At 63.6% G+C, this 26,194-nt stretch carries 24 protein-coding genes; 8 read left to right on the top strand and 16 right to left on the bottom strand.

What is annotated here, in order from left to right; all coding sequences use genetic code 11:
- Nucleotides 1-20: 20 nt before the first annotated feature.
- Genes thrS through folE2 form a run of 8 tightly spaced genes read right to left on the bottom strand, consistent with a single transcriptional unit; the run spans nt 21 to nt 7,617 of the window.
- Nucleotides 21-1,916 carry a threonine--tRNA ligase gene (gene thrS, locus ACOZJV_RS18175; protein ID WP_421548171.1) on the bottom strand — a complete coding sequence of 632 codons (1,896 nt, stop codon included), beginning with the start codon at nt 1,914-1,916 and terminating at the stop codon, nt 21-23.
- Nucleotides 1,917-1,971: 55 nt separating this feature from the next.
- On the bottom strand, nt 1,972-3,309 hold the full coding sequence (locus ACOZJV_RS18180) for a dihydroorotase (protein ID WP_421548172.1): 1,338 nt from the start codon (nt 3,307-3,309) through the stop codon (nt 1,972-1,974).
- A 2-nt stretch (nt 3,310-3,311) separates the two neighbouring features.
- Nucleotides 3,312-3,872, bottom strand: a complete 561-nt coding sequence (locus tag ACOZJV_RS18185) for a carbonate dehydratase (RefSeq protein WP_421548173.1) — start codon at nt 3,870-3,872, stop codon at nt 3,312-3,314.
- On the bottom strand, nt 3,869-4,306 hold the full coding sequence (hisI, locus tag ACOZJV_RS18190) for a phosphoribosyl-AMP cyclohydrolase (protein ID WP_421548174.1): 438 nt from the start codon (nt 4,304-4,306) through the stop codon (nt 3,869-3,871). Before hisI ends, ACOZJV_RS18185 begins: the two co-directional genes overlap by 4 nt.
- Nucleotides 4,303-5,181 carry a metal ABC transporter substrate-binding protein gene (locus tag ACOZJV_RS18195; protein ID WP_421548175.1) on the bottom strand — a complete coding sequence of 293 codons (879 nt, stop codon included), beginning with the start codon at nt 5,179-5,181 and terminating at the stop codon, nt 4,303-4,305. Before ACOZJV_RS18195 ends, hisI begins: the two co-directional genes overlap by 4 nt.
- Nucleotides 5,182-5,192: 11 nt before the next feature.
- A complete protein-coding gene (locus ACOZJV_RS18200; protein WP_201128653.1) occupies nt 5,193-6,056 on the bottom strand; it encodes a metal ABC transporter permease in 864 nt (287 codons plus the stop codon).
- Complete coding sequence (locus ACOZJV_RS18205; RefSeq protein ID WP_421548176.1) at nt 6,056-6,724, bottom strand: metal ABC transporter ATP-binding protein; 669 nt, start codon at nt 6,722-6,724, stop codon at nt 6,056-6,058. The genes ACOZJV_RS18200 and ACOZJV_RS18205 overlap by 1 nt, the downstream gene beginning before the upstream one ends.
- The gene (gene folE2, locus ACOZJV_RS18210; RefSeq protein ID WP_421548177.1) at nt 6,721-7,617 is read right to left on the bottom strand and encodes a GTP cyclohydrolase FolE2; all 897 of its coding nucleotides are present in this window, start codon (nt 7,615-7,617) and stop codon (nt 6,721-6,723) included. Before folE2 ends, ACOZJV_RS18205 begins: the two co-directional genes overlap by 4 nt.
- Before the next feature lie 129 nt (nt 7,618-7,746).
- Here folE2 and ACOZJV_RS18215 point away from each other — a divergent pair, with 129 nt between their 5' ends.
- Entirely contained in the window at nt 7,747-8,967 is a 1,221-nt protein-coding gene (locus tag ACOZJV_RS18215; RefSeq protein ID WP_043228421.1) for an N-acetylmuramoyl-L-alanine amidase, read from the top strand.
- Nucleotides 8,968-8,980: 13 nt separating this feature from the next.
- Here ACOZJV_RS18215 and ACOZJV_RS18220 read toward each other — a convergent pair whose 3' ends face one another.
- Nucleotides 8,981-9,361, bottom strand: a complete 381-nt coding sequence (locus tag ACOZJV_RS18220; RefSeq protein ID WP_421548178.1) for a glutamine synthetase — start codon at nt 9,359-9,361, stop codon at nt 8,981-8,983.
- 119 nt (nt 9,362-9,480) lie between these two features.
- Here ACOZJV_RS18220 and dksA point away from each other — a divergent pair, with 119 nt between their 5' ends.
- From dksA to ACOZJV_RS18240, 4 genes are all read left to right on the top strand, one after another.
- A complete protein-coding gene (gene dksA / locus ACOZJV_RS18225) occupies nt 9,481-9,885 on the top strand; it encodes an RNA polymerase-binding protein DksA (RefSeq protein ID WP_078470579.1) in 405 nt (134 codons plus the stop codon).
- 34 nt (nt 9,886-9,919) lie between these two features.
- Nucleotides 9,920-11,128, top strand: coding sequence for a zinc metallochaperone GTPase ZigA (gene zigA, locus ACOZJV_RS18230; RefSeq protein ID WP_421548179.1), 1,209 nt, complete (start codon nt 9,920-9,922; stop codon nt 11,126-11,128).
- On the top strand, nt 11,128-11,790 hold the full coding sequence (locus ACOZJV_RS18235; protein WP_421548180.1) for a DUF1826 domain-containing protein: 663 nt from the start codon (nt 11,128-11,130) through the stop codon (nt 11,788-11,790). Before zigA ends, ACOZJV_RS18235 begins: the two co-directional genes overlap by 1 nt.
- A 146-nt stretch (nt 11,791-11,936) precedes the next feature.
- Entirely contained in the window at nt 11,937-12,941 is a 1,005-nt protein-coding gene (locus ACOZJV_RS18240; protein ID WP_421548181.1) for a CobW family GTP-binding protein, read from the top strand.
- 9 nt (nt 12,942-12,950) lie between these two features.
- Here ACOZJV_RS18240 and ACOZJV_RS18245 read toward each other — a convergent pair whose 3' ends face one another.
- Complete coding sequence (locus ACOZJV_RS18245; protein WP_020294882.1) at nt 12,951-13,343, bottom strand: DUF3301 domain-containing protein; 393 nt, start codon at nt 13,341-13,343, stop codon at nt 12,951-12,953.
- Nucleotides 13,344-13,461: 118 nt separating this feature from the next.
- Here ACOZJV_RS18245 and pdxY point away from each other — a divergent pair, with 118 nt between their 5' ends.
- Nucleotides 13,462-14,334: a pyridoxal kinase PdxY gene (pdxY, locus tag ACOZJV_RS18250; protein WP_078470376.1), complete on the top strand. Its 873-nt coding sequence runs from the start codon at nt 13,462-13,464 to the stop codon at nt 14,332-14,334.
- Nucleotides 14,335-14,379: 45 nt separating this feature from the next.
- Here pdxY and ACOZJV_RS18255 read toward each other — a convergent pair whose 3' ends face one another.
- A complete protein-coding gene (locus tag ACOZJV_RS18255) occupies nt 14,380-15,792 on the bottom strand; it encodes an APC family permease (protein WP_207202164.1) in 1,413 nt (470 codons plus the stop codon).
- 255 nt (nt 15,793-16,047) lie between these two features.
- On the bottom strand, nt 16,048-16,533 hold the full coding sequence (locus ACOZJV_RS18260; protein ID WP_020294879.1) for an acyl-CoA thioesterase: 486 nt from the start codon (nt 16,531-16,533) through the stop codon (nt 16,048-16,050).
- A 294-nt stretch (nt 16,534-16,827) separates the two neighbouring features.
- Here ACOZJV_RS18260 and ACOZJV_RS18265 point away from each other — a divergent pair, with 294 nt between their 5' ends.
- Nucleotides 16,828-18,591, top strand: coding sequence for a cation:proton antiporter (locus tag ACOZJV_RS18265; RefSeq protein ID WP_421548182.1), 1,764 nt, complete (start codon nt 16,828-16,830; stop codon nt 18,589-18,591).
- A 114-nt stretch (nt 18,592-18,705) separates the two neighbouring features.
- On the opposite strand, the gene ACOZJV_RS18270 is transcribed toward ACOZJV_RS18265, so the two are convergent.
- The 4 genes from ACOZJV_RS18270 to uvrD all read right to left on the bottom strand — a co-directional run bounded on the left by ACOZJV_RS18270 (nt 18,706) and on the right by uvrD (nt 23,021).
- Entirely contained in the window at nt 18,706-19,113 is a 408-nt protein-coding gene (locus ACOZJV_RS18270) for an SMI1/KNR4 family protein (protein WP_020294877.1), read from the bottom strand.
- A 137-nt stretch (nt 19,114-19,250) separates the two neighbouring features.
- Complete coding sequence (locus ACOZJV_RS18275; RefSeq protein WP_078470379.1) at nt 19,251-20,120, bottom strand: Tim44 domain-containing protein; 870 nt, start codon at nt 20,118-20,120, stop codon at nt 19,251-19,253.
- Nucleotides 20,121-20,296: 176 nt separating this feature from the next.
- A complete protein-coding gene (locus ACOZJV_RS18280; RefSeq protein WP_421548183.1) occupies nt 20,297-20,737 on the bottom strand; it encodes an EamA family transporter in 441 nt (146 codons plus the stop codon).
- Nucleotides 20,738-20,837: 100 nt separating this feature from the next.
- Complete coding sequence (gene uvrD / locus ACOZJV_RS18285; RefSeq protein ID WP_421548184.1) at nt 20,838-23,021, bottom strand: DNA helicase II; 2,184 nt, start codon at nt 23,019-23,021, stop codon at nt 20,838-20,840.
- A gap of 246 nt (nt 23,022-23,267) precedes the next feature.
- Between uvrD and ACOZJV_RS18290 the strand changes: the two genes are divergently transcribed.
- Complete coding sequence (locus ACOZJV_RS18290; protein WP_078470382.1) at nt 23,268-26,135, top strand: GGDEF domain-containing phosphodiesterase; 2,868 nt, start codon at nt 23,268-23,270, stop codon at nt 26,133-26,135.
- Nucleotides 26,136-26,194: the final 59 nt, after the last annotated feature.

The raw sequence follows: 26,194 nt of genomic DNA on the forward strand, positions 1-26,194 counted from the left end.
GACCGACCTCGGCGGCCCGCTTACAAGGCCGCTATTTTTTCAATGGCCTCGGGCAGGGTCAGACGCCCGAGGTCTTCGCCGTTGCGGCTGCGCAGGCTGACGAAGCCTCCGTCCTTTTCCTTGTCGCCCACCACCAGCAGGTAGGGCACTTTCTGTTGGCTGTGCTCGCGGATTTTGTAGCTGATCTTCTGGTTGCGCAGGTCGGCACTGGCGCGCAGTCCGCGCTGGCGCAGGGCGTCGGTAACGGCTTGCGCATACTGCGCCTGGCCTTCGCTGATATTCAGCACCACCGCTTGTTGCGGCGCCAGCCAGCACGGCAGGGCGCCGCCGTAGTGCTCCAGCAGGATCCCGATAAAACGCTCCAGTGAACCAAACAGCGCACGGTGCAACATCACCGGCTGCCGACGTTCGCCGCCCTCGTCGATGTAGCCGATATCGAAACGCCGCGGCAGGTTGAGGTCGACCTGCAGCGTGCCGCATTGCCAGTCGCGGCCAATGGCGTCGCGCAGCACGAACTCCAGCTTGGGCCCGTAGAACGCGCCTTCGCCCGGGTTGAGCTGATAGTCGATCGCCATGTTCGCCAGCGCCCCGGACAGTGCGCCTTCCAACTGGTCCCAGACCTCATCGCTGCCAATGCGCTCGGCCGGCCGGGTCGAGAGTTTGACCTGGATATCGTCGAAACCGAAGTCGCGATAGATGTCGAATACCAGGGCGATGGTGGCCTCGCATTCGGCCTGCATCTGCGCCACGGTGCAGAAGATATGCGCGTCGTCCTGGGTGAAGTGCCGCACCCGCAGCAGGCCGTGCAACGAGCCGGAGGGTTCGTAGCGATGCACCTTGCCGAACTCGGCGATGCGCAGTGGCAGGTCGCGGTAGCTCTTGAGGCCATGGCCGAAAATCGACAGCGCCCCCGGGCAATTCATCGGTTTGAGGGCCAGCACCCGATCGTCCTCGGTGCGCGAGGTGAACATATGGTCGCGGTAGTTCTGCCAGTGCCCGGAAACTTCCCAGAGGCTGCGGTCCATCACGTCCGGGGTGTTGACCTCCTGGTAACCGGCCCGCTCCTGACGTGCGCGCATGTACCCCAGCAACTGCTGGAACAGCGCCCAGCCCTTGGCATGCCAGAACACCGAGCCCGGCGCGCAGTCGTCGAAATGGAACAGGTCCAACTGCTGCCCGAGCTTGCGGTGGTCGCGCTTGCCGGCTTCTTCGACGCGCAACAGGTAGGCGTCGAGGTCTTTGTGCTGCGCCCAGCAGGTGCCGTAGATCCGCTGCATCGGTGCATTGCCTGCGTCGCCGCGCCAGTAGGCCCCGGCGACCTTGGTCAGCTTGAAGGCCTGGAGGATGCCGGTGGAGCGCACATGGGGCCCGCGGCACAGGTCTTCAAAATCGCCCTGGCGGTACAGCGAGAGCACCTCGGCCTCGGGGAGGGCGCGGATCAGCTCGACTTTGTAGGACTCACCCAGGGCGCTGAAGTATGCCAAGGCATTGGCGCGGGATAACTCGCGGCGACGCAGGCTGTGATTGGTGGCGGCGAGGCTGCGCATGCGGGCCTCGATCAGCGCCAGGTCGTCGGGGGTAAACGGCCGGTCATGGGCGAAGTCGTAGAAGAAGCCGTCGTCGATCACCGGGCCGATGCCGACCTGCGCCGAGGGGTACAACTGCTTGACCGCCATCGCCAGTAGATGGGCGCAAGAGTGCCGCAGAATCTGAAGGCCCTCGGGATCACGGCCGGTGACGATGCTCACGCTGGCGTCCTGCTCCAGCAGGTGGGTGCAGTCCACCAGGCGGCCGTCGACGCGACCGGCGACGGCCGCCTTGGCCAGGCCGACGCCGATGCTGGCAGCCACCTCGAACACGGACAACGGCTGGTTGTACTCACGGTGCGAGCCATCGGGCAGGATGATGCGGATCATCTGTGGCGGTCCTTGGAGGTGTAAAAAACGACTGCAAAAAGACAGGGGGCGCGGCTCAGCGATTGAAGCGCAACGGCAATCCCTGGCAGCCGTCGTACAGGCGTTCGCCGTGCCAGGCCAGTTGTCCGGAGACCAGCGTGGTCGCGATGCTGTGGCGAAAACTGCGCCCGGCGAACGGGGTCCAGCCGCATTGGGCGAGGATCTGCTGGCGGTCCACGGCCTTGCCGTCGGGCTCGGGCTGGATCAGTACCAGGTCGGCCCAGTAGCCTTCGCGCAGGTAGCCTCGATCGGGGATGGCGAACAGGTCGGCGACCCGGTGGCTGGTTTTTTCCACCAGGGTGGTCAGCGGCAAGACGCCATCGGCCACCAGTTCCAGCAGCGCGGGCAGGGCGTGCTGCACCAACGGCAGGCCGCTGGGTGCGGCGTGGTACGGCAGCTGTTTTTGCGCCCAGGTGTGGGGCGCGTGGTCGCTGCCGATCACGTCCAGCCGCTGAGTGAGCAGGGCTTGGCGCAGGGCGTCGCGGTCGGCCTGGGTCTTGATCGCCGGGTTGCACTTGATCAGGTTGCCCAGCTGCGCATAGTCGCGATCATCGAACAGCAGGTGGTGCAGGCAGACCTCGGCGCTGATGCGTTTCTCGGCCAGGGGCTTGTCCTCGAACAATGCCAGTTCCCGGGCGCTGGTCAGGTGCAGCACGTGCAGACGGGTGCCGTGACGCCGGGCCAGTTCCACCGCCAGGGACGAGGAGCGATAGCAGGCCTCGGCGTCGCGGATCAGCGGGTGGGCGCCAGGACCAATCTGCTCGCCATAGCGCTCGCGCCACAGGTGTTCGTTGGCCTGGATGCTGGGGGTATGTTCGCAATGGGCCAGGAGCAGGGTCGGGACTTCGGCGAACAAGCGCTCCAGCACCTGTGGATCGTCCACCAGCATGTTGCCGGTGGAGGCGCCCATGAAGACTTTGACCCCGGCCACCAGGCTCGGGTCGAGAGCGGCCACGGTGTCGAGGTTGTGCTGGCTGACCCCAAAGTGAAAGCCGTAGTTGGCCACCGAATTGATCGCCGCACGCCGCTGTTTGTCTTCCAGCGCGGACAGGCTCAGGGTCGGCGGCTGGGTGTTGGGCATGTCCATGAAGCTGGTGATGCCACCGGCCACCGCCGCCCGTGACTCGGTGTAGAAGCTGCCTTTGTCCGGTGCGCCGGGGTCGCGAAAGTGCACCTGGTCGTCGATCATCCCTGGCACCAGCCATTGGCCCTGGGCGTCGATTTCCAGCGCGGCATTTTGATTGCTGATGCTGCTGGCGATGGTCTCGATCCGGCCGCGGCGCACCAGCAGGTCGGCATCCACCTGCCGGCCTTCGTTGACCAGGCGGGCGTTGCGAATAAGGATCTGGCTCATGTTCAGAACTCGTTTTGCAAGGCTTTGTAGCCGCGCACCAGATCGACGTTGGTGCGCGCCACATCCTCGGAAAACTCCGAGGCGCTGATGCTCACCGGGGGAAATTGCGAGAGGTCGGTGTTGGGGCCGATGCGAGTGGTGGAGGGCACGTAGAAGTCATCGGGCAGGTCGCGACCGTCGACCACCGAGTTGTGGCGCACCACGCTGCCGTCGCCGACCACGCAGTTGAACAGCACGCTGTTGAAACCGATGAATACCCGGTCACCCACCTGGCAGGGGCCGTGAACGATGGAGCGGTGGGCGATGGAGGTGAATTCGCCGATGGTCACCGCCGCCCCGGACTTGGAGTGGATCACCACCCCATCCTGGATGTTGGAGTTGGCGCCGATGGTGATCGGGTCCATTTCCCCCAGGGCGTTGACTTCGTCGGCGCGGATCACCGCATAGGGGCCGACGAACACGTTTTCACCGATCACCACCTTGCCGCAGATGATCGCGGTTTTATCGACGTAGGCCGACTCGGCAATCAACGGCAGGTCGCCGGAAGGGTTTTTGCGAATCATGGAACGGGCTCCTCAAGCGGTGCACTGATGACCTGCACCGCACCTTGGCGAACGGCGTTGTAAAAACAGCTGCGGCGCCCGGTGTGGCAGGCCGGGCCCTGTTGCTCCACTAGCAGCAGAATGGCGTCGCCGTCGCAATCCAGGCGCGCCTCCACCAGGCGTTGGCGATGACCGGAGCTTTCACCTTTGCGCCACAGTTGCCGGCGCGAGCGCGACCAGTAGCAGACGTCACGGCTCTCCAGAGTCAGGGCCAGGGCCTGGCGGTTCATCCAGGCCAGCATCAGCACCTCGCCGCTGTCGTGTTGTTGGGCGATGGCGGCGATCAGCCCGGCGTCGTTCCACGGCAGCCCATCGAGCACTGCGTTCAGTGGCCAGCGACTGCCCAGGGCGGCGTGCTCCAGGTCCAGCAGCGACAGCGGGGCGCACGGGTTCATGGTTGGCTCAGGGCGTCGTAGAGGGTGTTGAGGTTGTATTCGAACAACCCGGCGAAGGTACTGGCCGGACCTGTGGCGGCCAGGGCATCGGAATACAGGGTGCCGCCGATATGGGCGCCGCTCTCTTCGGCGATCTGTTGCAGCAGGCGTGCGTCCTTGATGTTTTCCATGAACACCGCCTTGACCTTGGCATTGCGGATCTGGGTGATCAGCGCTGCGACTTCGGCGGCCGACGGTTCACGCTCGGTGGACAAACCCTGGGGCGCCATAAAGTCGATGCCATAGGCCTGGCCCAGGTAGCCGAAGGCATCGTGGGAAGTGACGATCTTGCGATTGCCCGGCGGCAGCGAGCCGAGCTTGGCCTTGGCTTCGGCCAGCAGGCGGTAGATCTGTTTCAGGTAGGCCTGGCTGTTGCGCTCATAGTCGGCCTTGTTGGCCGGGTCGGCTGCCGCCAGGGCCTTGGTGATGTTGTTCACATACAGCTCGGTGTTGGCCAGGTTGTGCCAGGCGTGGGGGTCGGGCACGGTTTCGCCGTCTTCTTCCAGGGCGCGTGGAATCACCCCACGGCTGGCGGTAATGACCGGGGTTTTGGTCGCGGTGCTGGCCACCAGACGATCGAGCCAGGGTTCGAAACCCAGGCCGTTCTTGATGATCAACCGGGCCTTGAGCAGGGCCTTGGCATCGTCCGGGGTCGGCTCGTAGGTGTGGGCATCGGCATCGGCGCCGACCATGTTGGTGATCTGGATATGGTCGCCGCCCACCTGGTGGGTGATGTCAGAGAGGATGCTGAAACTGGTGACCACCTGGAGCTTGTCGGCGGCCTGGGCGGTCGACAGTGACAGCAGCAGGCTGAACAGCACGAATAGAACGCGCATCGGGAAACACCTCATTGGGATGTGAGCAAAGGCGGGCGGCGCAGCAAACCGTGCACCGGACCGAATACCACGGACAGCAGGTACAGGCCGCCAGCCACCAGCACGATGGCCGGGCCGCTGGGCAGCGAGTAGTAAAACGACAGCAGCAGGCCGAGCCACACCGAGAGGCACCCGAGCACGGCGGCAAGGGTGATCAACAGGGGCAGGCGCCGGCTCCAGAAACGCGAGGCGGCGGCCGGCAGCATCATCAAGCCGACCACCATCAAGGCGCCGATGGCCTGGAAACCGATCACCAGATTGAGCACCACCAACGTCAGGAACAGCCCGTGGGCCAGGGGGCCGAGGCGGCTGACGGTTTGCAGGAACAGCGGGTCGAGGGTGTCCAGCAGCAGCGGTTTATAGATAAGGGCCATGGCCAGCAGGCTGAAGCCGCTGACCCAGAGCATGCCGTTCAGGGTCGGCCCGTCCACGGCCAGTGCCGAACCGAACAGCAGGTGCAACAGGTCCAGGCGCTTGCCGGCCAGACCAAGAATCAGCACGCCGCTGGCCAGGGAGATCGGATAGATGGCGGCGAGGCTGGCATCTTCGCGCAGGCCGGTACGGCGAGTGATCCAGGCGGCGAGGCCGGCCATGCTCAAGCCAGCGCCCAGTCCACCGAGGGTCAGGGCCGGCAGGCTCAAGCCGGCGAACCAGAAGCCCAGGGCGGCGCCGGGCAAGATGCCGTGGGCCACGGCGTCACCGATCAGGCTCATGCGGCGCAGAATCAGAAACACGCCCAACGGTGCGGTGCTGCACGCCAGCACCAGCCCGCCGAGCAATGCCCTGCGCATAAACACAAACTCGTTGAAGGGTTGCCAGAGCTGGGCGACGACCATCAAGCCACCTGCGCTTGTGCTTGCGGTTTGATCAGTTGCTGGCTGGGGCCGAACAGGCAGCCGCTGCTGTTGATCAACAGGGTCTGGGGAATGTGCTGGCGTACGGCGGCGAGGTCATGGCACACCAGGACCTGGGTCCGGCCTTCGGCGTGCCAGGCGTGGATGTGTTTCCACAGCAGGGCCTGGCCCAACTCATCCAGCGCGGCGTGGGGTTCATCCAGCAACAGCACCGGGGCCTGGCCCAGGCTCAGCCGGGCGAGCAGGGCGCGTTGCAATTCGCCGCCAGACAGCGCCATCAACGGCCGCTGTTCCAGGCCACCGAGGCACCAGTCTTCGAGCGCCTTGTGCAACTGCTGCGCGCGGGTCTGGGCGTCGAGCTTGCTGCCCCAGAAACCGGCAGCCACCAACTCCTGCAAGCTGATGGGGAACTGTCGATCCAGATGCTGCTGTTGTGCCAGAAACGCCAGGCCGCCACGCCGTGGAACCTCCAGCAGGACCTTGCCGGCCAGAGGCTTTTGCAGGCCGGCGATGACTTTGAGCAGGCTGCTCTTGCCCGAGCCATTGGCGCCGATGATGGCGGTCAGGCTGCCCTTGGGCAGGTTCAGATCCAGAGCCGGAGTCAGCGCCTGCCCCGGGGCACCCCAGCGCAATGCCTGGCAGCGGATCATGCCGCCTCCCAGTTGTAGCGGCTTTCGGCGACGGCATCGTGGGCGTGCAGGCTCTCGGCGTGCACCACTCGCAGGGCGAAGGCATTGATCCCGGGGGAGCGTTTCAGGGCCAGGTGCAAGCGGCGCGCGGCGTCCTCGCAGAACATCAGATTCTGTCCATTGGCCAGGGCAAAAGCTTGTTCGTCGGCGCGTTTGACCGCAGTTTGCACGGCGGTGCCGAGGGCGGTTTCGGCGTCATTGATCAGGGCTATCAGCGGCAGCTGGTCCAGATAGTCGACCAGGCGCAGTTGCAATTGCGCGCTGCTGCGTTGGCTGTGAGGGGTGGCGACTATGCCTTTGGCCGAGCCAAGCCAAGCCAGTACATCGGCGTGCTGCAACGGCTGATTGGCGAAGTCGTCGACAAACTGCTGCTGAATCAACTGCCGTGAAAGCGCCGCCGAACATGGGCAGGTTGAGGAATAAGCCACGTCGATTTTTAGTTCCACGTGGAACATTGTGTTTTTCAGGCGCGCTTCGATGCTCACCGGGTAGCTCTTCCAACCGGCCAATGGGCTGACCAGGGCCGGGCGTTTCAGCAACAGATCGGCGTGAATCCGCAGATAGGCTTGTTGGGACAAACCTTGGTGGCTGTCGAGAAAACGCTGCAACACGTTGCGAATCAGCTGCGGCGTGAGGGGTTCGTTTTCGAGCATTTCCAACGCCAGGTACAGCCGCGACATATGAATGCCCCGCGCCTCGCCGTCATCCAGGCTGACTCCGGCATCTGCTGTGGCGCCGATCCGCTGGCCGTCGAACAACACAGGTAAGGCAATGCCACACATGCCCACCCATTCCAGGGGCAAGGCTTGGCGTGCGGCCTGCGCGGCGATATCCGGCAGAGTCAGCGCATTCATGAGCAGGTCCATCGTGGGAAAGAGTTCGACATGTTATATTATAACAATGCAGCGAATGAAAACTTTTTCCACAGCCGGCTTACCACCGGCCTCGTGAGTACGGACGCTCCTTAATCAGCGGTATATGTCATGCACAGACGTCAATTGCTTAACCTGCTGCTGGCCAGCGCGGCCCTGATCCTGCCACTCGGGGTGTCTGCGACGCAGATCCGCAACGCGCGGCTCTGGCGCTCCGACGACAAACTGCGCCTGGTGCTCGACCTCAGCGGGCCGGTGCAGTACCAGACCTTCTCCCTGAGTGCGCCGCAACGTTTGATCGTCGACTTGCGTGGGGCCAGGCTCAGCGGCGATTTCAGTCAGTTGGCCCTGGCCAATACGGTGATTCGGGCGATTCGCTCCGGGCGCTTTGGTGACGGCGACACGCGCATCGTCCTCGACCTGACCGAGCCGGTGCAGCTCAACAGCTTTTTGCTGCCGCCCCAGGATGGCCAGGGGCATCGCCTGGTGCTGGATTTGAGCCGCGTCGGCCAGGCACCGTTGCAGGTGGCCGCCGCCAGTGCGCCGCTGGTGCAACGGCCGCCGGCAGCGGACAAGGCCCACCCCAAGCGCGACATCATGGTGGTGGTCGACCCCGGTCACGGCGGCAAAGATCCGGGTGCGGTCGGGGCCAAGGGCGAGCGCGAGAAGGATGTGGTGCTGGCGATTGCCCAGTTGCTGGCCAAACGGCTCAAGCGCGAGAAGGGCTTTACGGTGAAGCTGGTGCGTAACGACGATTTCTTTGTGCCGCTGCGCAAGCGCGTGGAGATCGCCCGTCAGCATCAGGCCGACATGTTTATCTCGGTGCACGCCGATGCCGCGCCACGGCTGACAGCTTCCGGCGCCTCGGTGTATGCCTTGTCCGAAGGCGGCGCGACCTCGGCGACCGCGCGCTTCATGGCGCAGCGGGAAAACGGCGCCGACCTGTTGGGGGCTACCAGCCTGCTCAACCTCAAGGACAAGGATCCGATGCTGGCCGGGGTGATCCTGGACATGTCGATGAACGCCACCATTGCCGCCAGCCTGCAATTGGGCAGCACCGTGCTCGACAGCCTGTCCGGGATCACCACCCTGCATCAGAAGCGCGTGGAGCAGGCCGGGTTCGCGGTGCTCAAGTCACCGGATGTTCCGTCGATCCTGGTGGAAACCGGCTTCATCTCCAACAGCCGCGACAGCCAGCGCCTGGTCACCGCTCGGCATCAGCAGGCAGTGGCCGACGGTTTGTTCGAGGGCTTGCAGCGCTACTTTCAGAAAAACCCACCCATCAACAGCTACATGGCCTGGCAGCAGGAGCAGCAAAAAGCCCGAGTCTGACGCGCTGGCAGGCTTAACAACCGCTGAGGCGGCTGCAGGTGAACACGCCTTTGCTGCCGCCCGAACTGGAGAATCGATTGAGGGTGGTCCAGCCCACGCGGCGGCTGTAGCCGACCCAGGCTTCGCCGTTGGAAGCGAGGCCGGTGAAGAAGGTCAGCTGTCCATAGCGGCTGTTGGTCTGCGCCCAATAGCGTTTGCCGCTGACTTCGAAGCCGCGCAGGTAAGTGTCGCTGCCCGCGGTGGCGACGCTGTAGGCATTGCCCAGGGGATCCACGCAGGCCAGCAGGTTGGCACTGCGGGTGCAGTTGGCCAGCGTGCTCGGCAATTGACCCCAGGCGTGGCCGGCAATCAGCAGCGCCAGGCTCGGCAACAGGTATTTCAACGAAGTGGGCATCAAGGTTCTCGTCGCAAGAGGGCGCCAGCATCGCGCCCTTCGTCAGCCTCGGCAAGAGAGGATTGGCTTATTTGTATTGTTATAATATAACATCAAATAAAGCCTGATCCGTGATGCCCATGACTGAACAAGAACTGCTTGCCCAACCCCAGGCCGACTACATGAACGACGCCCAGCAGGGGTTCTTCCGCGAACTGCTGTTGGCGCAGCGCACCGACCTGCAACAGCGCATCGCCGGCGAGTTCAGCGAACTGCGCGAACAGGAACCCAGCAGCGACCCCGCAGACATCGGCAGCGCCGAAGAGCGGCGCCAGTGGCAACTGCGCCTGCTGGAGCGGGAAAAGAAGCTGCTGGACAAGATCGACCAGGCCCTCGAACACCTGGCCCGTGGCGAATATGGCTGGTGCCGGGAAACCGGTGAGCCGATCGGCCTCAAGCGCCTGTTGCTGCGCCCAACCGCCACCCTGTGTATCGAAGCCAAAGAACGCCAAGAGCTGCGCGAACGCCATACCCGGGCGTCTTGACCCAGCCACCGTACGCCCTGATGAGGACCAACCCATGACCGACCGTCTCCCCGTTACCGTGCTTTCCGGCTTTCTCGGCGCCGGCAAAAGCACCTTGCTCAACTACGTGCTGCGTAACCGTGAAAACCTGCGAGTGGCGGTGATCGTCAACGATATGAGCGAAATCAACATCGATGGCGGCGAGGTCCAGCGCGACGTCAGCCTCAATCGCGCCGAAGAAAAGCTGGTGGAAATGAGCAACGGCTGCATCTGCTGCACCCTGCGCGAAGACCTTTTGGAAGAAGTCGGCAAACTGGCCCGGGAAGGGCGCTTCGATTACCTGCTGATCGAGTCCACCGGCATCTCCGAACCGCTGCCGGTGGCCGAAACCTTCACCTTTCGCGATGAACAGGGCCAGAGCCTGGCCGACGTCGCGCGCCTGGACACCATGGTCACGGTGGTCGACGGGATGAATTTCTTGCTCGATTTCCAGGCCGCCGAAAGCCTGGCTTCCCGTGGCGAAACCCTGGGCGAGGAAGATGAACGTTCGATCACCGACCTGCTGATCGAGCAGATCGAGTTCGCCGACGTGCTCCTGATCAGCAAGATCGACCTGATCAGCAGCGACCAGCGCCAGGAACTGATGGCCATTCTCCAGCGCCTCAATTCCCAGGCGCAGATCCTGCCCATGGTCATGGGCCAGGTGCCGCTGAACGCGATCCTCAACACCGGACGGTTTGACTTCGAACGTGCGGCCCAGGCCCCCGGCTGGTTGCAGGAGCTGCGCGGCGAGCACGTGCCGGAGACCCAGGAGTACGGGATCGCCTCCACGGCGTACCGGGCGCGCCGGCCCTTTCACCCACAGCGTTTTTTCCAGTTTATCGACCGGCCTTGGGTCAACGGCAAACTGCTGCGCTCCAAGGGCTTTTTCTGGCTCGCCAGCAAGTACCGGGACGCCGGCAGCTGGTCCCAGGCCGGGGGCTTGATGCGCCACGGGTTTGCTGGGCGTTGGTGGCGTTTCGTGCCCAGGCAGCAGTGGCCCCAGGATCAGGAAAGCACCGCGGCGATCTTGAACAACTGGACTCCAGCCAGCGGCGACTGCCGTCAGGAACTGGTATTTATCGGGCAGAACATCGACTTCACGCAGCTTGCCGCCGAACTCGACGCCTGCCTGCTGAGCGACGCGGAGATGGCCCTGGGTGTCGAAGGCTGGCGACAACTACCCGACCCCTTTGGGCCCTGGCATGGGGAGGTCGCGGCCTGATGCCGGCCCTGAGAGCCCCCGGCATTGAGTTGCCGTCGCTGACCCGCCGCCAGGCGCTGGGCGCTGCGCCCTCAGTATTGGCCGAGGTGCTGCAGGACCCGGTCAACCTGGCCTTGTGGCAGCGCCGGCTGCCGGCGCATATCGCCGATTTCGGCGCCTTGTTGCTGTCCCTGAACCAGCCCCTGGCCGACTCCCTGTCCCTGGAGCTGGCCGATGACGAAGCCGAGCCCAACTTGCGTGGCCTGGCGTCGGGCTTCAGTGATCTTGAGGGCTATGACGGCTTTATCGCCGACGTTTCCTGGCTGGTCAGCGCCTTTGCCTGCCTGTTGGGGGCACGACGCGTGGGGTTGCGTCTGCGGGTTCTGGACAAGGCCATGTGTCCGCGCTTTCACGTCGACCATGTGCCGGTGCGCTTGATCACCACCTACGCCGGCGTCGGCAGCCAGTGGCTGAAGGAAGGCGTCATGGACCGCCGGCAGTTAGGCCAGGCCCAGGCCGAGCCTGATGCCGGAGCGTCAATCGAGCAAATGGCCTGCGGCGAGGTGGCGTTGCTCAAGGGTGAGAAATGGCACGGCAATGAAGGCTTCGGCCTGATCCATCGCTCACCGCAACCGGCGCCGGGCGAGCGCCGGTTGATCCTGACCCTGGACTGGCTGGGCTGACCGGCCGTGGTCTGCCAGGCAGGCATGGGGCGTTGCTGATGGCCAGCGCCGTCTCGTGCCTCGGCAGCGACTGCAGGTCGAGCGGCTATTCGCCTGGGTCGAGAAGGGCGTAGCATCGCTTCACCGGTTTTATGGACTCCCTTCCCATGCTGCAAAACATCCCCACTCACGTCATCGCCGGGCCCTTGGGTGCCGGAAAGACCAGCCTGATCCGCGACCTTTTGCGCCAGCGCCCGGCCAACGAGCGCTGGGCGGTGCTGATCAACGAGTTCGGTCAGATCGGCCTGGATGCAGCGCTGCTGGCCCGGGATGAAGACGGTATTAGCCTGGGGGAGGTGGCCGGTGGCTGTCTGTGTTGCGTGAACGGCGCGCCGTTTCAGGTGGGCCTTGGGCGTTTGCTGCGCAAGGCGCGACCGGACCGGCTGTTTATCGAGCCCTCGGGGCTCGGCCATCCGGCGCAATTGCTGCGGCAACTGCGCGAGGCGCCGTGGCAAGGGGTGTTGGCTGTGCAGCCCTGCGTATTGGTGCTGGATGCCCAGGCCCTGGCGGCCGGCAAGCCCTTGCCCCGGGCCCAGCAGGAGGCGTTGGCCAGTACCGGGTTGTTGTTGCTGAACAAGGATGAGCACCTGGACGAGGCCGAGCGGCAGCGGGTTATCGAGCAACTGCCGGATTGTCCGCGGTACTGGACCCACCAGGCCCATCTGCCGCTGGCACAGCTGCCCGGTTTACTGGCTCGCGCCGACGCGGCTCAGGTCGAGTTGGAGCTGCCCCAGAGCCTGGCGCAGCTGCCGGCGATCTGGACCGATCCGACGCGGCCGATCTGCCTGAGCCAGGCCCAGGAGGGCGGCTGGAGCATTGGCTGGCGCTGGCATCCAAGCCAGCTATTCGACCTGACGCGGATCGACCATTGGTTGCAGAACCTCGACTGGCGCCGGGCCAAGCTGGTGATCCATAGCGGCGAAGGCTGGCGTTCCGGGAATGGCGTCGACAACTCGCCCCTCAACTGGCTGCCCAGTGAATGGCGCCAGGATTCGCGGTTGGAGTTGATTTTCAGCGAGGTACAGGAGGTCGCGGCGTTGCAGAACAGTCTACAAGCCTGCCGCCTGCCGCCTGTAGCCGCTGCCGAAGGCTGCGCTGGCCCTCGACCCTGATCCACCGTCTCACTGCCGCCATTTCTGATGCTCTTCCCGCCATTGGCTCAGCTCGATCACTTCCGCACTGGGCAATGGGGTTTTGACTTCAAAGGGGTAGGGCGCGAGTTCAATCTGTGCGCTGTGGGCGCCGAACTGGGTGATGGTGCCGGCGTGCCGGGTTTCACCGGTCACGGTGAACTCGAAATTGTAGATTCGCGCCAGGCGTCGGCGGCCGTTGGCATCCTTGACGAAGCCGATGCGCTTGAGCGCGACGTTGCCGTCCAGCAGCTCGATATCGAGCTTGGCGCAGTGCTGCTTGACCCTCTCCAGTGCCCGCTCGCGCAAACCGTGGTTGTGCCAGATCCAGGCGGCGCCCGTCGCCAGCAGCATCAGCACAAAGATATTTCCAAGGGTCAGCATGAAGATTTGCTCCGACAAAGTGCCATCAGCTTAACTGCCTCTCCGGTCTGTCGTACAGGCTGTGTTTAGTCGCATACTGCGCGGCTTGAATTTCAATGGTTTTACGGAAAATCCGCGCATGAAACGTACACCTCATCTGCTTGCGATCCAGTCCCATGTGGTCTTTGGCCATGCCGGTAACAGCGCTGCGGTTTTTCCGATGCAGCGGGTCGGGGTGAACGTCTGGCCGCTGAACACGGTGCAGTTCTCCAACCACACTCAGTATGGACAGTGGGCCGGAGAAGTCCTGGCGCCCCATCGGATTCCCGAGCTGGTAGAAGGCATCGCCGCCATCGGCGAGCTGGGCAACTGCGACGCGGTGCTGTCCGGTTACCTGGGCAGCGCCGCCCAGGGGCGGGCGATTCTCAGTGGTGTCGCGCGGATCAAGGCGACCAACCCCAAGGCGCTGTACCTGTGCGACCCGGTGATGGGGCATCCGGAAAAGGGTTGCAGCGTGCCCGCAGAAGTCAGCGACTTCCTGCTCGAAGAAGCCGTGGCGATGGCAGATATCCTGTGCCCCAACCAGCTGGAGCTGGACAGCTTCTCCGGGCGCAAGCCGCAGTCGCTGTTCGATTGCCTGGCCATGGCTCGGGCGCTGCTGGCCCGTGGGCCGAAGGCGGTGCTGGTCAAACACCTGGATTACCCGGGCAAGGTCGCCGATGGCTTTGAGATGCTGCTGGTCACCGCCGAGGGCAGCTGGCATTTGCGCCGCCCGCTGCTGGCGTTTCCGCGTCAGCCGGTGGGTGTGGGCGACCTGACCTCAGGCCTGTTCCTGGCCCGGGTGCTGCTGGGCGACAGCCTGCTGGCGGCGTTCGAATTCACCGCCGCCGCAGTGCATGAAGTGCTGCTGGAAACCCAGGCCTGCGCCAGTTATGAACTGGAACTGGTGCGGGCCCAGGACCGGATCGCCCATCCGCGGGTGCGCTTCGAAGCCACGCCGATCGAGCTCTAGCGGTTTGGTCACAAGCCGCGGTGCTGGGCCACACCTCAACCGACCCTAGAGCGGCTCTGAGAACTGCACCTCGGGCGCCTTGTGGCTGAAGCCCCGGGTGTGGAACGCCAGGTAGGCCAGGCCCACAGCGAACCAGGCCAGGCCGATGCCCAGGGTCAGCAGCGACAGGCTGGTCCAGAGCCAGACAATCAGGGCAAACCCCACCAGCGGCAGCAAGCCATAGCGCAACAGGTCGGCGCCGCTGCGTGGCTGGCCATCGAACAGGTGGCTCTTGATCACTGCCAGGTTGACCGCCGAGAACGCCACCAGCGCGCCGAAGCTGATCATCGACGCCAGTGTCGTCAGGTCGATCACCACCGCCAGCAGCGAGATCAGCGACACCAGGACAATCGCCGTGGTGGGCGTCTTGTAACGCGCCGAGAGCACGCCGAACACCCGGCGCGGCAAGATCCCGTCGCGGCCCATGCTGAAGAGAATGCGCGACACCGAGGCCTGGGAGGCCAGCGCCGATCCCGCCGCGCCCGCCACATAGGCCGCGGTGAAAAACATCTCCAGAAAACGCCCCCCCGCCTGCAGCATGACCTCGCCGGCGGCCGCCTCCGGGTCCTTGAAGGCACTGCCGGGGAACACCAGCTGGCTGACCAGGGCCAGCAGGATAAACAGCGCGCCGGCGCCCAGGGTAGTAATCACAATCGCCCGAGGGATGTCCCTGCGCGGGTCGCGGGCCTCTTCGGCCAGGGTCGACACCGCATCGAACCCCAGAAACGACAGGCACAGCACCGCCGCGCCGGCCATCAATGGCAGAAATCCGACCTGACTGCCGTCACCCAGCCACGGCGCGCTCAAGTCCAGGGCTTCGACGCCGAGCAAGTGCTTGCCGGCCAGAGCGATGAACACCAGGACAAACACCACCTGGGCGCCGACGATCAGGTTGCTCATGCTCGACACCGAACTGATGCCGCGAATGTTCAGCACCGTCACCACACCGATGGTCGCCACCACGAAGACCCAGGCTGGGACCTGGGGAAAGGCGATATTGAGGAACAGACCGATCACCAGGTAATTGATCATCGGCAGGAACAGGTAATCGAGCAGCAGCGACCACCCGGCCAGAAAGCCGATGCTAGGGCCAAAGCTCAGGCTGGTGTAGGAATAGGCAGAACCGGCAATCGGATATTTCTTCACCATGGCGCTGTAGGACAGCGCGGTAAAAAACATCGCCAGCAGGGTAATGACGTACGCGGCGGCCGTGCGCCCGCCGGTGAGCTGGGTGACCACGCCATAGGTCGTGAAAATGGTCAGCGGCACCATGTACACTAGGCCGAAGAACACCAGGGCCGGCAGGCGCAGGATGCGTCGCAGGGAGGTGCCCTGGGCGCTGTGGGTAAATTCGCTGGGGACGCCGCTGTCGCTGATGGCGAGGGCGTTGCTGCTGGAGGCGGGGCGGGTGCTGGGCATGTTCGGTTCTCACGCGTTCGTTCTTGTTCGAATGCTCCCGAGAGCGGGAGTGCGTTTTTGCCTTGCACGAGGATTCTGGCAGCGGGGCTGCGGCTACATAACTGCGTATGTGGTCAAAAAGGGATCAAAGCGGCCAATCTGCCTGGCCTTTAAGGGCTGGCGCGGGGAGGGCACGGAAATACCCGAGGGGCATTGCAGGGAGGGAGGTGCGAAGCGGGAGGCTGGAACCGTCCATGGTTCCGTGGTGCGTGAAGCTCAGGGCGCGTCGGCCTTGATCTCCTGATAGCGAATTTCCAGCTCCTGGCGAATCTGCCGGCGCTGCTTGGCCTGGATAAAACGCCGTTTGTCTTCGCTGGTCTGCGGTTGCAACTGCGGGACTACTGCCGGCTTACGCTGGTCGTCCACGGCGACCATGGTGAAGAAGCAGCTGTTGGTATGGCGCACCGAGCGCTCGCGGATATTCTCGGTGACCACCTTGATCCCCACCTCCATTGAGGTGTTGCCGGTGTAGTTCACCGACGCCAGGAAGGTCACCAGTTCGCCGACATGAATCGGCTCGCGGAAAATCACCTGGTCCACCGACAAGGTCACCACATAGCGGCCGGCATAACGGCTGGCGCAGGCATAGGCGACCTCGTCGAGGTACTTGAGCAGGGTGCCGCCGTGGACATTGCCAGAGAAATTGGCCATGTCAGGGGTCATCAGTACCGTCATCGACAGCTGGGCGTTTCCGGGTTCCATAGCACACTCACGGTTGTAGGCAGGGGTTACGGGAGCACCTCTGCGGGCGCTTGGTCAGCTTTCAAAACCATCGATAACGGGACGCCGGGCCGCCGCTCGCCGTCACGCGCCGATCGATCTGTTTCCTTATATTGCACCGCCTTTTTGCTCGAAGTCGCGGTGGTAACCTGCGAAAGGCCCTTTCCCAGGGCTTTTTCTCTCAAATTTTCAGATTTTTACTTGGCCTTATCAGAGCATTCGGATGCTCGGCGGCCGAGTGAGCGTATTTGCCTACCCCACAAGGAGCCCCACGCCATGCATGCCATCAGCTTTATTCAGGACCTGGCAGTGATCATGCTGGTCGCGGGCGTGGTGACCATTGTTTTTCACCGGCTCAAACAACCGGTGGTGCTGGGCTATATCGTCGCCGGCTTCATTATCGGGCCGCACACCCCACCTTTTGGCCTGATCCATGACGAGCAGACCATCAAGACCCTGGCCGAACTGGGGGTGATTTTCCTGATGTTCTGCCTGGGCCTGGAGTTCAGCCTGCGCAAGCTGTTCAAGGTCGGTGCCACGGCCTTTATCGCGGCCTTTCTGGAAATCGTGCTGATGATCTGGATCGGCTACGAAATCGGTCGCTGGTTCGACTGGAGCACCATGGATTCACTGTTCCTCGGTGCGATCCTGGCCATTTCCTCGACCACCATCATCGTCAAGGCCCTCAATGACCTGAAGATGAAGAACCAGCGCTTTGCGCAGCTGATCTTCGGTGTATTGATTGTCGAAGACATCCTCGGCATCGGCATCATCGCCTTGCTTTCAAGCATCGCGGTCAGCGGCACGGTCGACTCCGGCGAAGTGTTTTCCACCGTCGGCAAGCTCTCGCTGTTCATGATCGTGGCGCTGGTGATCGGCATTCTGCTGGTGCCGCGCCTGCTGGCCTACGTGGCCCGCTTTGAAAGCAACGAAATGCTGTTGATCACCGTGCTCGGCCTGTGTTTCGGCTTTTGCCTGCTGGTGGTCAAGCTGGAATACAGCATGGTGCTGGGGGCTTTCCTGATTGGCGCGATCATCGCCGAGTCCCGCGAGCTCCTGAAAATTGAACGGCTGATTGAACCCGTTCGCGACATGTTCAGTGCCATCTTCTTTGTCGCCATTGGCTTGATGATCGACCCGCAGATTCTCCTGCAATACGCCTGGCCGATCGTGGTGATCACGGTCGCGGTGGTCCTGGGCAAGATGCTGTCCTGTGGGCTGGGTGCCTTTATCGCTGGCAACGATGGGCGCACGTCGCTGCGGGTCGGTATGGGCCTGTCCCAGATCGGTGAGTTCTCTTTCATCATCGCCGCCCTGGGCATGACCTTGCAGGTCACCAGCGACTTCCTCTATCCGGTGGCGGTGGCGGTATCGGCCATCACCACCTTGCTCACTCCGTACCTGATTCGCGCCGCCGACCCGTTGTCGCTGAAGTTGGCCGAGGTGATGCCGCAGCGCCTGGGTCGGGTGCTGGGCATGTATGGCGAATGGCTACGCAGCATCCAGCCCCAAGGCGAGGGCGCATTGCTGGCGTCGATGATCCGGCGGATCCTGATGCAGGTGGGGGTCAACCTGGCGCTGGTGGTGGCGATCTTCTTCTCTGGCGGCTATTTCGCGGCCCGTATCGCCGGCTATCTGCAGGACTGGATCAGCGACCCGAGCTGGCAGAAGGCGCTGATCTGGGGCGGTGCGCTGTTGTTGTCGCTGCCGTTCCTGATCGCCGCCTATCGCAAGCTCAAGGCGCTGTCGATGCTGCTGGCGGAGATGGGGGTCAAGGCGGAAGTGGCCGGGCGCCATACGCAGAGGGTGCGGCGAGTGATCGCCGAGGTGATTCCGATTTTGTCGTTGCTGGTGATCTTTCTGCTGCTGGCGGCGTTGTCGTCGAGCATTCTGCCGACTGCCGAGCTGCTGGTCCTGATCGCGGTGGTCACGGCCGCGGTGGCTGCGGTGCTGTGGCGCTGGTTTATCCGGGTGCACACGCGGATGCAGGTTGCGCTGCTGGAAACCCTGGATAACCACAAGGAAAGTTCAGGGCATTGATCGCCCATTCCCGCCGCTGCCAGGGACGGCAACGGCGCGGTCACGCGCGCCATTACAGGGGGCATGCCTCTGTAAGTGCGCGCTTGCCGGCCATGGGGCGTGCGGGTGATCGACTCAGCTTTCCAGCCAGACGTCCCGTGCCCAGTGCCACACCGATTCCCAGGATTCTTCGGTGATCAGCTCTTCTTCGCCGGACCACAGCACCACGGTGCCGTCTTCCTCGACACAGTAATAGTCTTCGCCGTCCTGGCAGATCGGGATCAACTCGCGCGGTACACCCAGGTCCCAGGCAGTAGCGGCTACTTCCGGCAGATAGGTGTGGGACTGCGGGTCGGTGACGGTCACCGGTTCCAGGCTGCCGTAGACCACGTCACTCACGGTCAACAGGAACTCTTTGAAGACGAAGGGGATGTTGATGAACAGCTGTTCCTCGACTTCCACCAGTTGGTCTTCGTCCGGTAACTCCAGGGGCACGGGTACCGGTTCGTTTGCTTCACGCAGTTGCTCGATGACTTCTTCCACGGCCTGGGTCCTCTTAGCTCTATGGCGCGGTTTATATGACGCGGTTTTATACAGTAGCTCGCTATAAGTGCAATCGTGAAATGCAAAACCCCGACCTGAGTCGGGGTTCTGCATTACTGGTGTGACCGCGAAAGGGATCAGCCGTTCTGGCGGATACCTGCAACCAGCCAAGGCTGGTTGTCGCCTGGAGCGCGTTCCATGTTCCAGCTTTCGCTGAACATTTCGCCCTGGTCGAAACGCGAGGTTTTCGACACGCCGGTGAAGGTCAGGGTAGCAATGGTCTTGTCGGCACGATCATCCACGCCGTCCAGTTGGACATTGAGGTTGTCGATGTAGGTCGACTGGAAGCCATCACCCAGGTCTGCGCGTTCTTTTTTCAGGAACTGCAGCATTTGCGGGGTCACGAACTCGGCGATCTTGTCCATTTCATTCGCGTCCCAGTGTTGCTGCAGGGACTGGAAGTGGTTACGCGCAGCTTCGATGAAGCGCTCTTCGTTGAACCAGGCCGGAGCATTGATCACCGGACGGGCGGCGGCAGCCGAAGCACCACCGAAGATCGAGCCTGGAGCAGGCTGCTGTGGCTGGAAGGCTTCACGCTGCATGGGCGCGTGGCCAGCCGGAGCGAACTGCTCCTGCTGTTTGCGGCGACGAGCGGCGATGAAGCGGAAGATCACGAATGCGATGACGGCGAGGATCAGGATGTCGAAGATCTGCATGCCCTGGAAGCCACCGCCCATGAACATGGAGGCCAGCAGGCCGCCCGCGGCGATACCGGCCAGAGGGCCGAGCCAGCGCGAAGCGCCGCCCGCTTTGGCAGCAGCGCCAGCGGCACCGGCAGCGCCCGCGGTTGCGGCAGTACCCGCACCTGCGGAAGGCGCCATCTGGCTGGTTTGGTGCGACGGCGCGGCGCCCGCGCTTTTGCCGCCACCGAAGCGCTTGGCGTTGGCGTCGAGGCTCATCGTCAGGCCGATGCACAGCGCCATGGCGATGCTAAGAAAACGTTTCATAAAGGGAATTCCCATTTGTGGATGGCACGCGCGCCATGTTGCACAGGTGAAGTGTCACTGGCTAGCGGCATAATGTTTCGGGCTTTTGCCTGACAGGCTGGGTTCAGTTTCAGCCGGGGCAAGAGGACGTATATCTGGGACCCGGCGGGCGACGGGTGGGTTCAGTGCAACCGTGCCTAGCGGCGTAGCGCCAGCATCACCACGCCTGCGGTGATCAGGCCGATTCCACCCCATTGGCGCAGGTCGAGCTTCTCCCCCAGCAGCACGGCGCCCAACAGCGCGACCAACACCACGCTGAGTTTGTCGACCGGCGCGACCAGCGAGGCCGGGCCCAGCTTCAACGCGCGGAAGTAGCACAGCCAGGAAGCACCGGTGGCCAGGCCGGACAGCACCAGGAACAGGTAGCTTTTGCCCGAGATCGATCCCAGTGACTGATATTGGCCCGTGGCGTACAAAATCAAGGCCAGGCTCACCAGAACCACTACGGTTCGCAGCAGGGTGGCGAAGTCGGAATTGACGTTCTCGATGCCAATTTTGGCGAAGATCGCCGTCAGCGCGGCGAATGTCGCCGATAGCAGGGCCCAGAATGTCCAGGAGGAAAAAAAGCCTGTGCCCATGGGGATGTTCCTCTTCCTTATATAAGGACGCTTGAGGGCGAGCGCGCCAGCCGTGGTCAGCGGGTGCCGGCTCGCACCGGCGCACCGCCTTCCGCTGGGCTCAGATGGCTTCCAGCTTGGCGTAACCCAGCATCAGCCACTTGCTGCCTTCGCTGAAGTTGACCTGGACCCGCGCCTGGGCCCCGGCGCCCTCGAAGTTGAGGATCACCCCGTCGCCAAACACGGCGTGGCGCACGGCCTGGCCCAGGCTGAAGCCGGTGTCCGGAATCTCACTGCCACCAAACAGGCTGCTGGAGCTCTGCTGCTGGCCACCACCGAAGGGACGGCTGACGCTGTTGGACAGGCGCACTTCCTGGATCAGCCCCTTAGGCACTTCGCGGACGAAGCGCGAGACCTTGTTGTAGGTCTCGCTGCCATACAGGCGGCGGGTCTCGGCATAGGTCATGACCAGGTTCTGCATCGCCCGGGTGATGCCGACGTAGGCCAGGCGCCGTTCTTCTTCAAGGCGCCCGGGCTCTTCCAGGCTCATCTTGTGCGGGAACAGGCCTTCTTCCATGCCCACCAGGAATACGTAGGGGAATTCCAGGCCCTTGGCGCTGTGCAAGGTCATCAGCTGGATGCCGTCTTCGTGCTCGTCGGCCTGGGTGTCGCCGGCTTCCAGGGACGCATGGCCGAGGAACGCAGCCAGTGGTGTCAGCTCCTCATCTTCTTCGGTGTTTTCGAAGTTGCGTGCGGCGCTGACCAGTTCCTCAAGGTTTTCTACCCGGGCCTGGCCTTTTTCGCCTTTTTCCGCCTCGTGGTAGGCAATCAGCCCGGATTGCTCGATCACCGTCTGGGTCATCAGGTGCAGCGGCATCTCGGCGGTTTTTGCCGCGAGGTTCTCGATCAGTTCGATAAAGCCGCCCAAGGCGCCGGCAGCGCGACCGGTCAGGCCCTTGTTGGCCACCAGCTGGCGCATGGCTTCCCACATCGACACGTCGCTGTGGCGCGCGTGTTCGCGGATCGCTTCGACGGTCTTTTCGCCGATGCCACGCGCCGGGACGTTGATTACCCGCTCCAGCGCGGCATCGTTGCCCCGGCCTTCGAGCAGGCGCAGGTAGGCCATGGCGTTCTTGATTTCAGCACGTTCGAAGAAGCGCTGGCCGCCGTAGATGCGGTACGGGATGCGTTCGCGCAGCAAGGCCTCTTCCAGCACCCGGGACTGGGCGTTGGAGCGATACAAAATGGCAATGTCGCTGCGGGCCAGGCCGGTTTTCAGCGCGCTTTCGATGGTTTCCACCACGTAGCGCGCTTCGTCGTGCTCGTTGAAGGCGGCGTACAGGTTGATGGCTTCGCCTTCGCCGCCGTCGGTCCACAACTCCTTGCCCAGGCGCCCGGTGTTGTTGGCGATCAGGGCGTTGGCGGCTTTGAGGATGCCGGCCGTGGAGCGGTAGTTCTGCTCCAGGCGAATGGTTTCGGCGTCCGGGAAATCTTCGGAATACTGGTGGATATTCTCGATTTTCGCGCCGCGCCAGCCGTAGATCGACTGGTCGTCGTCGCCCACCACCATCAGGCTGTCACCGCCCTTGGCCAGCAGGCGCAACCAGGCGTACTGCACGGCGTTGGTGTCCTGGAACTCATCCACCAGCACATGGCGGAAGCGCTTCTGGTAGTGCGCGAGCAAACCCGGGTGGTCGCGCCACAGGTCCAGGGCGCGCAGCAGCAGTTCGGAGAAGTCGATGACCCCGGCGCGCAGGCAGGCCGCCTCGTAGGCCTCATAGATGCTGCGCATGGTGGCCAGGAACAGATCGCCGCTGGCTTGAATATGTTGCGGACGCAGGCCTTCGTCTTTCTGGCCGTTGATAAACCATTGCGCCTGGCGCGCCGGCCAGCGCTGTTCATCCAGCCCCAGGTCGCGGATCACGCGCTTGACCAGGCGTTGCTGGTCGTCGCTGTCGAGGATCTGGAAGGTCTGGCTCAAGCCCGCTTCCTGCCAATGGGCACGCAACAGGCGGTGCGCCAGGCCGTGGAAGGTGCCGACCCACATGCCGGCCGGGTTGATCCCCATCAACTGCTCGATGCGATGGCGCATCTCGGCAGCCGCCTTGTTGGTGAAGGTCACCGACAGGATGGAGTGTGGCGAGGCGTTCTCGACCTGGATCAACCAGGCGATACGGTGCACCAGCACACGGGTTTTACCGGATCCAGCACCGGCCAGGACCAACTGACGACCCACGGAGGCAGCTACGGCCTGGCGTTGGGCATCGTTGAGGGAGTTCAGCAGAAGGGAGAGGTCATCGCGCATCGGGGCATTCTAGGGGGCCGGGCGACACCGGGCAAACCCGGCGTTGGTTTAGCCGATAAAACTACCGTGGATGACGACCGGTCGGTCACAGGCTGCAGCCGTTGGCAGTGCTCGCCTGTACGGTTTTATGCAGTACCGGCGGGGGATTTGTTTTAGCGATTTATGATCTGGAGCAGTTTGGTACGGGCTATTGCTTGTGTATGCTCCGGCGACGTTTCAGGCTCAACCATTATAAGAACACTGCCTATGACACTCAGCACCGACCTGAGCGGTCCTTTTGTGGAGCCGCGGGTTATCCGCCAGCACTACGCCATGGAGATGGCGGTCGAGCGCACGCGTCTGCTTTATCAGGGCTCATTGCTGCCCACACTCTTCATGTTGCTCAACGGTCTGGTCTGCGCCTGGTTGCTGTGGAGCCCCGAGCGGTACTTGCTGGTCAGTGTGTGGATGGTCTGGCTGCTGGCCCTGGTGGCGCTGCGAGTGATCCAGGTGGCGGCGTTCGATTCCGCCATGCCCAGCCGCCAGGCACACGCGGTGTGGCGGCGGATGTTTCTGATGGGGTCTGCGGTCAGTGGCCTGACCCTGGCCTGCGCCGCTATCGCCCTGGTGCCTGCCGACAGTTTCCTGCAGCAGGCCTGGGTCTTCGGCCTGATCGGCGCAGCGATTCTCTCCGCCAGCGTTTCCTATGCCGTCAGCCTGCCGGCCTTCCTGTCTTTTACCTTGCCCTGCCTGTTGCCGGCCATCGCCTATCTGTTCTGGGGCGGCGACCAGCAACAGCGCGGCTGGGGCTGGCTGGGGCTGATTCTGCTGGTGTCATTGAGTGTGGTGGCCTGGCAGGTTCATCGCCTGATCCACCGTGGCATGCTGCGGCGTTTCCAGAACCAGGCGCTGATCGAGCACCTGCAGCAGGCGCAAAGCCGCAGCGAGCAGCTCAACAGCGAGCTGGCCCGCGAGATTGAACAGCGCCGGCGCGCCGAAGATGAACTGCGCGAAGCCCAGGTCAGCCTTGAAGGCCGGGTCGCCGAGCGCAGCCTGGAGCTGGACGCGGCCAACAAGGCCCTGAGCAAGAGCGAGGCGCGCCTGGCCCTGGCGCTCAAGGCCAGTGAGTTGGGGCTGTGGGACTGGAACCTGCAGACCGACGAAGTGCACCACACCCAGGTCAAGGAGCTGTTCGGGCTGGAGCCCGACTACGTCACGGCGATGCTCAGCCACCTCAAGCCCCGCCTGCACCCCGAGGACCTGCCGCTGCTCAGGCGCGCCCTGGTGGAGCACCTCAAGGGCCGCAGCGAGGATTATCAAGTTGAATACCGGGTGCGCCACGGTGCCGGCCATTGGGTCTGGATCGAGGACCGTGGCCGAGCGGTGGAGCGTAGCGCCAGCGGGCGGGTGACGCGAATGGTCGGCACCCGGCGCGACATCAGCACCAGCAAGGAGCTGGAAGAGCAGCGCAACCTGGCCGCCACGGTGTTCGAGGCCGCCAGCGAAGGCATAGTGATTCTCGACCCGGATTACGCATTGATCGCGATCAACCAGGCATTCAGCCGCGTCACCGGCTATCAGATCGAAGACATGCTCGGGCGCAATGTCGTGGAGCTGCCGTGCAGCCGCGATGCGCGTCGCCACTACCCGGCGATCCGCCAGGCCCTGGAGCAGCACGGCAGTTGGCAGGGCGAGTTAGTGGAGGCGCGCAAGAATGGCGAGCTGTACCCGCAGTGGCTGCAACTGAGCATGGTCCGCGACAAGCGCGGGCAGGTCAGCCATATCGTCGGCTTCTTCGCCGATCTGTCGGCGCGGCGCGAGTCCGAAGAGCGCATGCGCTACCTGACCCACTACGACGAACTTACCGGCCTGGCCAACCGCTCGCTGTTTCGCGAGCGCCTGCGCGACGCCCATCTGCGGGTGCGCCAGGGCGGGCGCAGCCTGGCTCTGGTTCACATCAACCTGGACCGCTTCAAGTTGCTCAATGACAGCCTCGGGCATGACGTGGCCGACCAGCTGTTGCAGAAAATGGCCCGGCGCCTGATCAATGCGCTGCCGGAAGCCGACACCATCGCCCGCTTGTCCGGCGATGAGTTTGCGGTGCTGTTCGATGCCTACGGCAGCCTGTCGAGCCTGACCCGGGTCGCCACCCGTTTACTGAGCAAGCTGCGCCTGCCGCTGACCGTGGACGGCCACGAGTTGGTGGTCAGCGCGTCCATGGGCATCAGCCTGCTGCCCGATAGTGCGCGGGAGATTTCCGCGCTGATCAGCCAGTCGAACATGGCCATGCAGTACGCCAAGCACCTGGGGGGGAATAATTTCCAGTTTTACACCGAGAGTTTGCAGGCCAGCACCCTGGAGCGCCTGCAATTGGAAAACCAGCTGCGCAAGGCCATCGACGAACAGCAACTGAAAGTCTTCTATCAACCCAAGCTGTGCCTGGCCAGCGGCCATCTGAATGCCGCCGAGGCGTTGGTACGCTGGGATCACCCGACCATGGGTCGGGTGCCGCCGGGGGACTTTATCGGCCTGGCCGAAGAAACCGGGCTGATCGGGCCGATCGGCGAGTTCGTGTTGCGCCAGGCCTGTTGGCAGGCGTGTGAATGGCAGCGCCAGGGGCTGGCGCCGATTCGGGTCTCGGTCAATCTGTCGGTGTATCAGCTGCGCCAGGGCAAGTTGGTGAGCCTGGTGCGCCAGGTGCTGGAAGAAACCGGCCTGGAGCCGCAATACCTGGAGCTTGAGCTGACCGAAAGCCAGTTGCTCGACAGCGTCGAACACATCATCTCGACCTTTCAGCAGCTGCGAGGCCTGGGGGTGAAGCTGGCGATCGACGATTTTGGCACCGGGTATTCGTCCCTGAGTTACCTCAAGCGGATCCCTGTGGACTACGTGAAGATCGATCAGGCGTTTATCCGTGGTCTGACGGAAGGCAGCGCGGATGCGGCGATTACCCGGGCGATCATTGCCATGGCCCACGGCCTGTCGCTGAAGGTGGTGGCCGAGGGCGTCGAGCATCCGGGGCAACTGGCATTTCTCAAGGCCGAGCAGTGTGACGAAGTGCAGGGTTACCTGATCAGCCGCCCCGTCGAAGCAGAAGGCCTGGCGGCATTACTCCGAGCCGACGCCGCCTTGTAGCCACTGCCGCAGACGCGGGCCGCCCTGGCAGCTACATACAGCGGACCCAGCCAAAATAG

The sequence above is a fragment of the Pseudomonas sp. QD4 genome (assembly GCF_049199125.1).
Lineage (GTDB): Bacteria > Pseudomonadota > Gammaproteobacteria > Pseudomonadales > Pseudomonadaceae > Aquipseudomonas.

Excerpts from the sequence above, each read along its gene's own strand:
- zigA (WP_421548179.1), top strand. The coding sequence starts at position 9,920 with ATGACCGACCGTCTCCCCGTTACCGTGCTTTCCGGCTTTCTCGGCGCC.
- ACOZJV_RS18255 (WP_207202164.1), bottom strand. The coding sequence starts at position 15,792 with ATGCCCAGCACCCGCCCCGCCTCCAGCAGCAACGCCCTCGCCATCAGC.
- hisI (WP_421548174.1), bottom strand. The coding sequence starts at position 4,306 with ATGAACCCGTGCGCCCCGCTGTCGCTGCTGGACCTGGAGCACGCCGCC.
- ACOZJV_RS18195 (WP_421548175.1), bottom strand. The coding sequence starts at position 5,181 with ATGCGCGTTCTATTCGTGCTGTTCAGCCTGCTGCTGTCACTGTCGACC.
- ACOZJV_RS18220 (WP_421548178.1), bottom strand. The coding sequence starts at position 9,361 with ATGCCCACTTCGTTGAAATACCTGTTGCCGAGCCTGGCGCTGCTGATT.
- ACOZJV_RS18275 (WP_078470379.1), bottom strand. The coding sequence starts at position 20,120 with ATGAAACGTTTTCTTAGCATCGCCATGGCGCTGTGCATCGGCCTGACG.
- ACOZJV_RS18200 (WP_201128653.1), bottom strand. The coding sequence starts at position 6,056 with ATGGTCGTCGCCCAGCTCTGGCAACCCTTCAACGAGTTTGTGTTTATG.
- ACOZJV_RS18290 (WP_078470382.1), top strand. The coding sequence starts at position 23,268 with ATGACACTCAGCACCGACCTGAGCGGTCCTTTTGTGGAGCCGCGGGTT.
- ACOZJV_RS18280 (WP_421548183.1), bottom strand. The coding sequence starts at position 20,737 with ATGGGCACAGGCTTTTTTTCCTCCTGGACATTCTGGGCCCTGCTATCG.
- pdxY (WP_078470376.1), top strand. The coding sequence starts at position 13,462 with ATGAAACGTACACCTCATCTGCTTGCGATCCAGTCCCATGTGGTCTTT.
- uvrD (WP_421548184.1), bottom strand. The coding sequence starts at position 23,021 with ATGCGCGATGACCTCTCCCTTCTGCTGAACTCCCTCAACGATGCCCAA.
- dksA (WP_078470579.1), top strand. The coding sequence starts at position 9,481 with ATGACTGAACAAGAACTGCTTGCCCAACCCCAGGCCGACTACATGAAC.
- ACOZJV_RS18180 (WP_421548172.1), bottom strand. The coding sequence starts at position 3,309 with ATGAGCCAGATCCTTATTCGCAACGCCCGCCTGGTCAACGAAGGCCGG.
- ACOZJV_RS18235 (WP_421548180.1), top strand. The coding sequence starts at position 11,128 with ATGCCGGCCCTGAGAGCCCCCGGCATTGAGTTGCCGTCGCTGACCCGC.
- thrS (WP_421548171.1), bottom strand. The coding sequence starts at position 1,916 with ATGATCCGCATCATCCTGCCCGATGGCTCGCACCGTGAGTACAACCAG.
- ACOZJV_RS18205 (WP_421548176.1), bottom strand. The coding sequence starts at position 6,724 with ATGATCCGCTGCCAGGCATTGCGCTGGGGTGCCCCGGGGCAGGCGCTG.
- ACOZJV_RS18245 (WP_020294882.1), bottom strand. The coding sequence starts at position 13,343 with ATGCTGACCCTTGGAAATATCTTTGTGCTGATGCTGCTGGCGACGGGC.
- ACOZJV_RS18215 (WP_043228421.1), top strand. The coding sequence starts at position 7,747 with ATGCACAGACGTCAATTGCTTAACCTGCTGCTGGCCAGCGCGGCCCTG.
- ACOZJV_RS18260 (WP_020294879.1), bottom strand. The coding sequence starts at position 16,533 with ATGGAACCCGGAAACGCCCAGCTGTCGATGACGGTACTGATGACCCCT.
- ACOZJV_RS18240 (WP_421548181.1), top strand. The coding sequence starts at position 11,937 with ATGCTGCAAAACATCCCCACTCACGTCATCGCCGGGCCCTTGGGTGCC.
- ACOZJV_RS18265 (WP_421548182.1), top strand. The coding sequence starts at position 16,828 with ATGCATGCCATCAGCTTTATTCAGGACCTGGCAGTGATCATGCTGGTC.
- ACOZJV_RS18185 (WP_421548173.1), bottom strand. The coding sequence starts at position 3,872 with ATGATTCGCAAAAACCCTTCCGGCGACCTGCCGTTGATTGCCGAGTCG.
- folE2 (WP_421548177.1), bottom strand. The coding sequence starts at position 7,617 with ATGAATGCGCTGACTCTGCCGGATATCGCCGCGCAGGCCGCACGCCAA.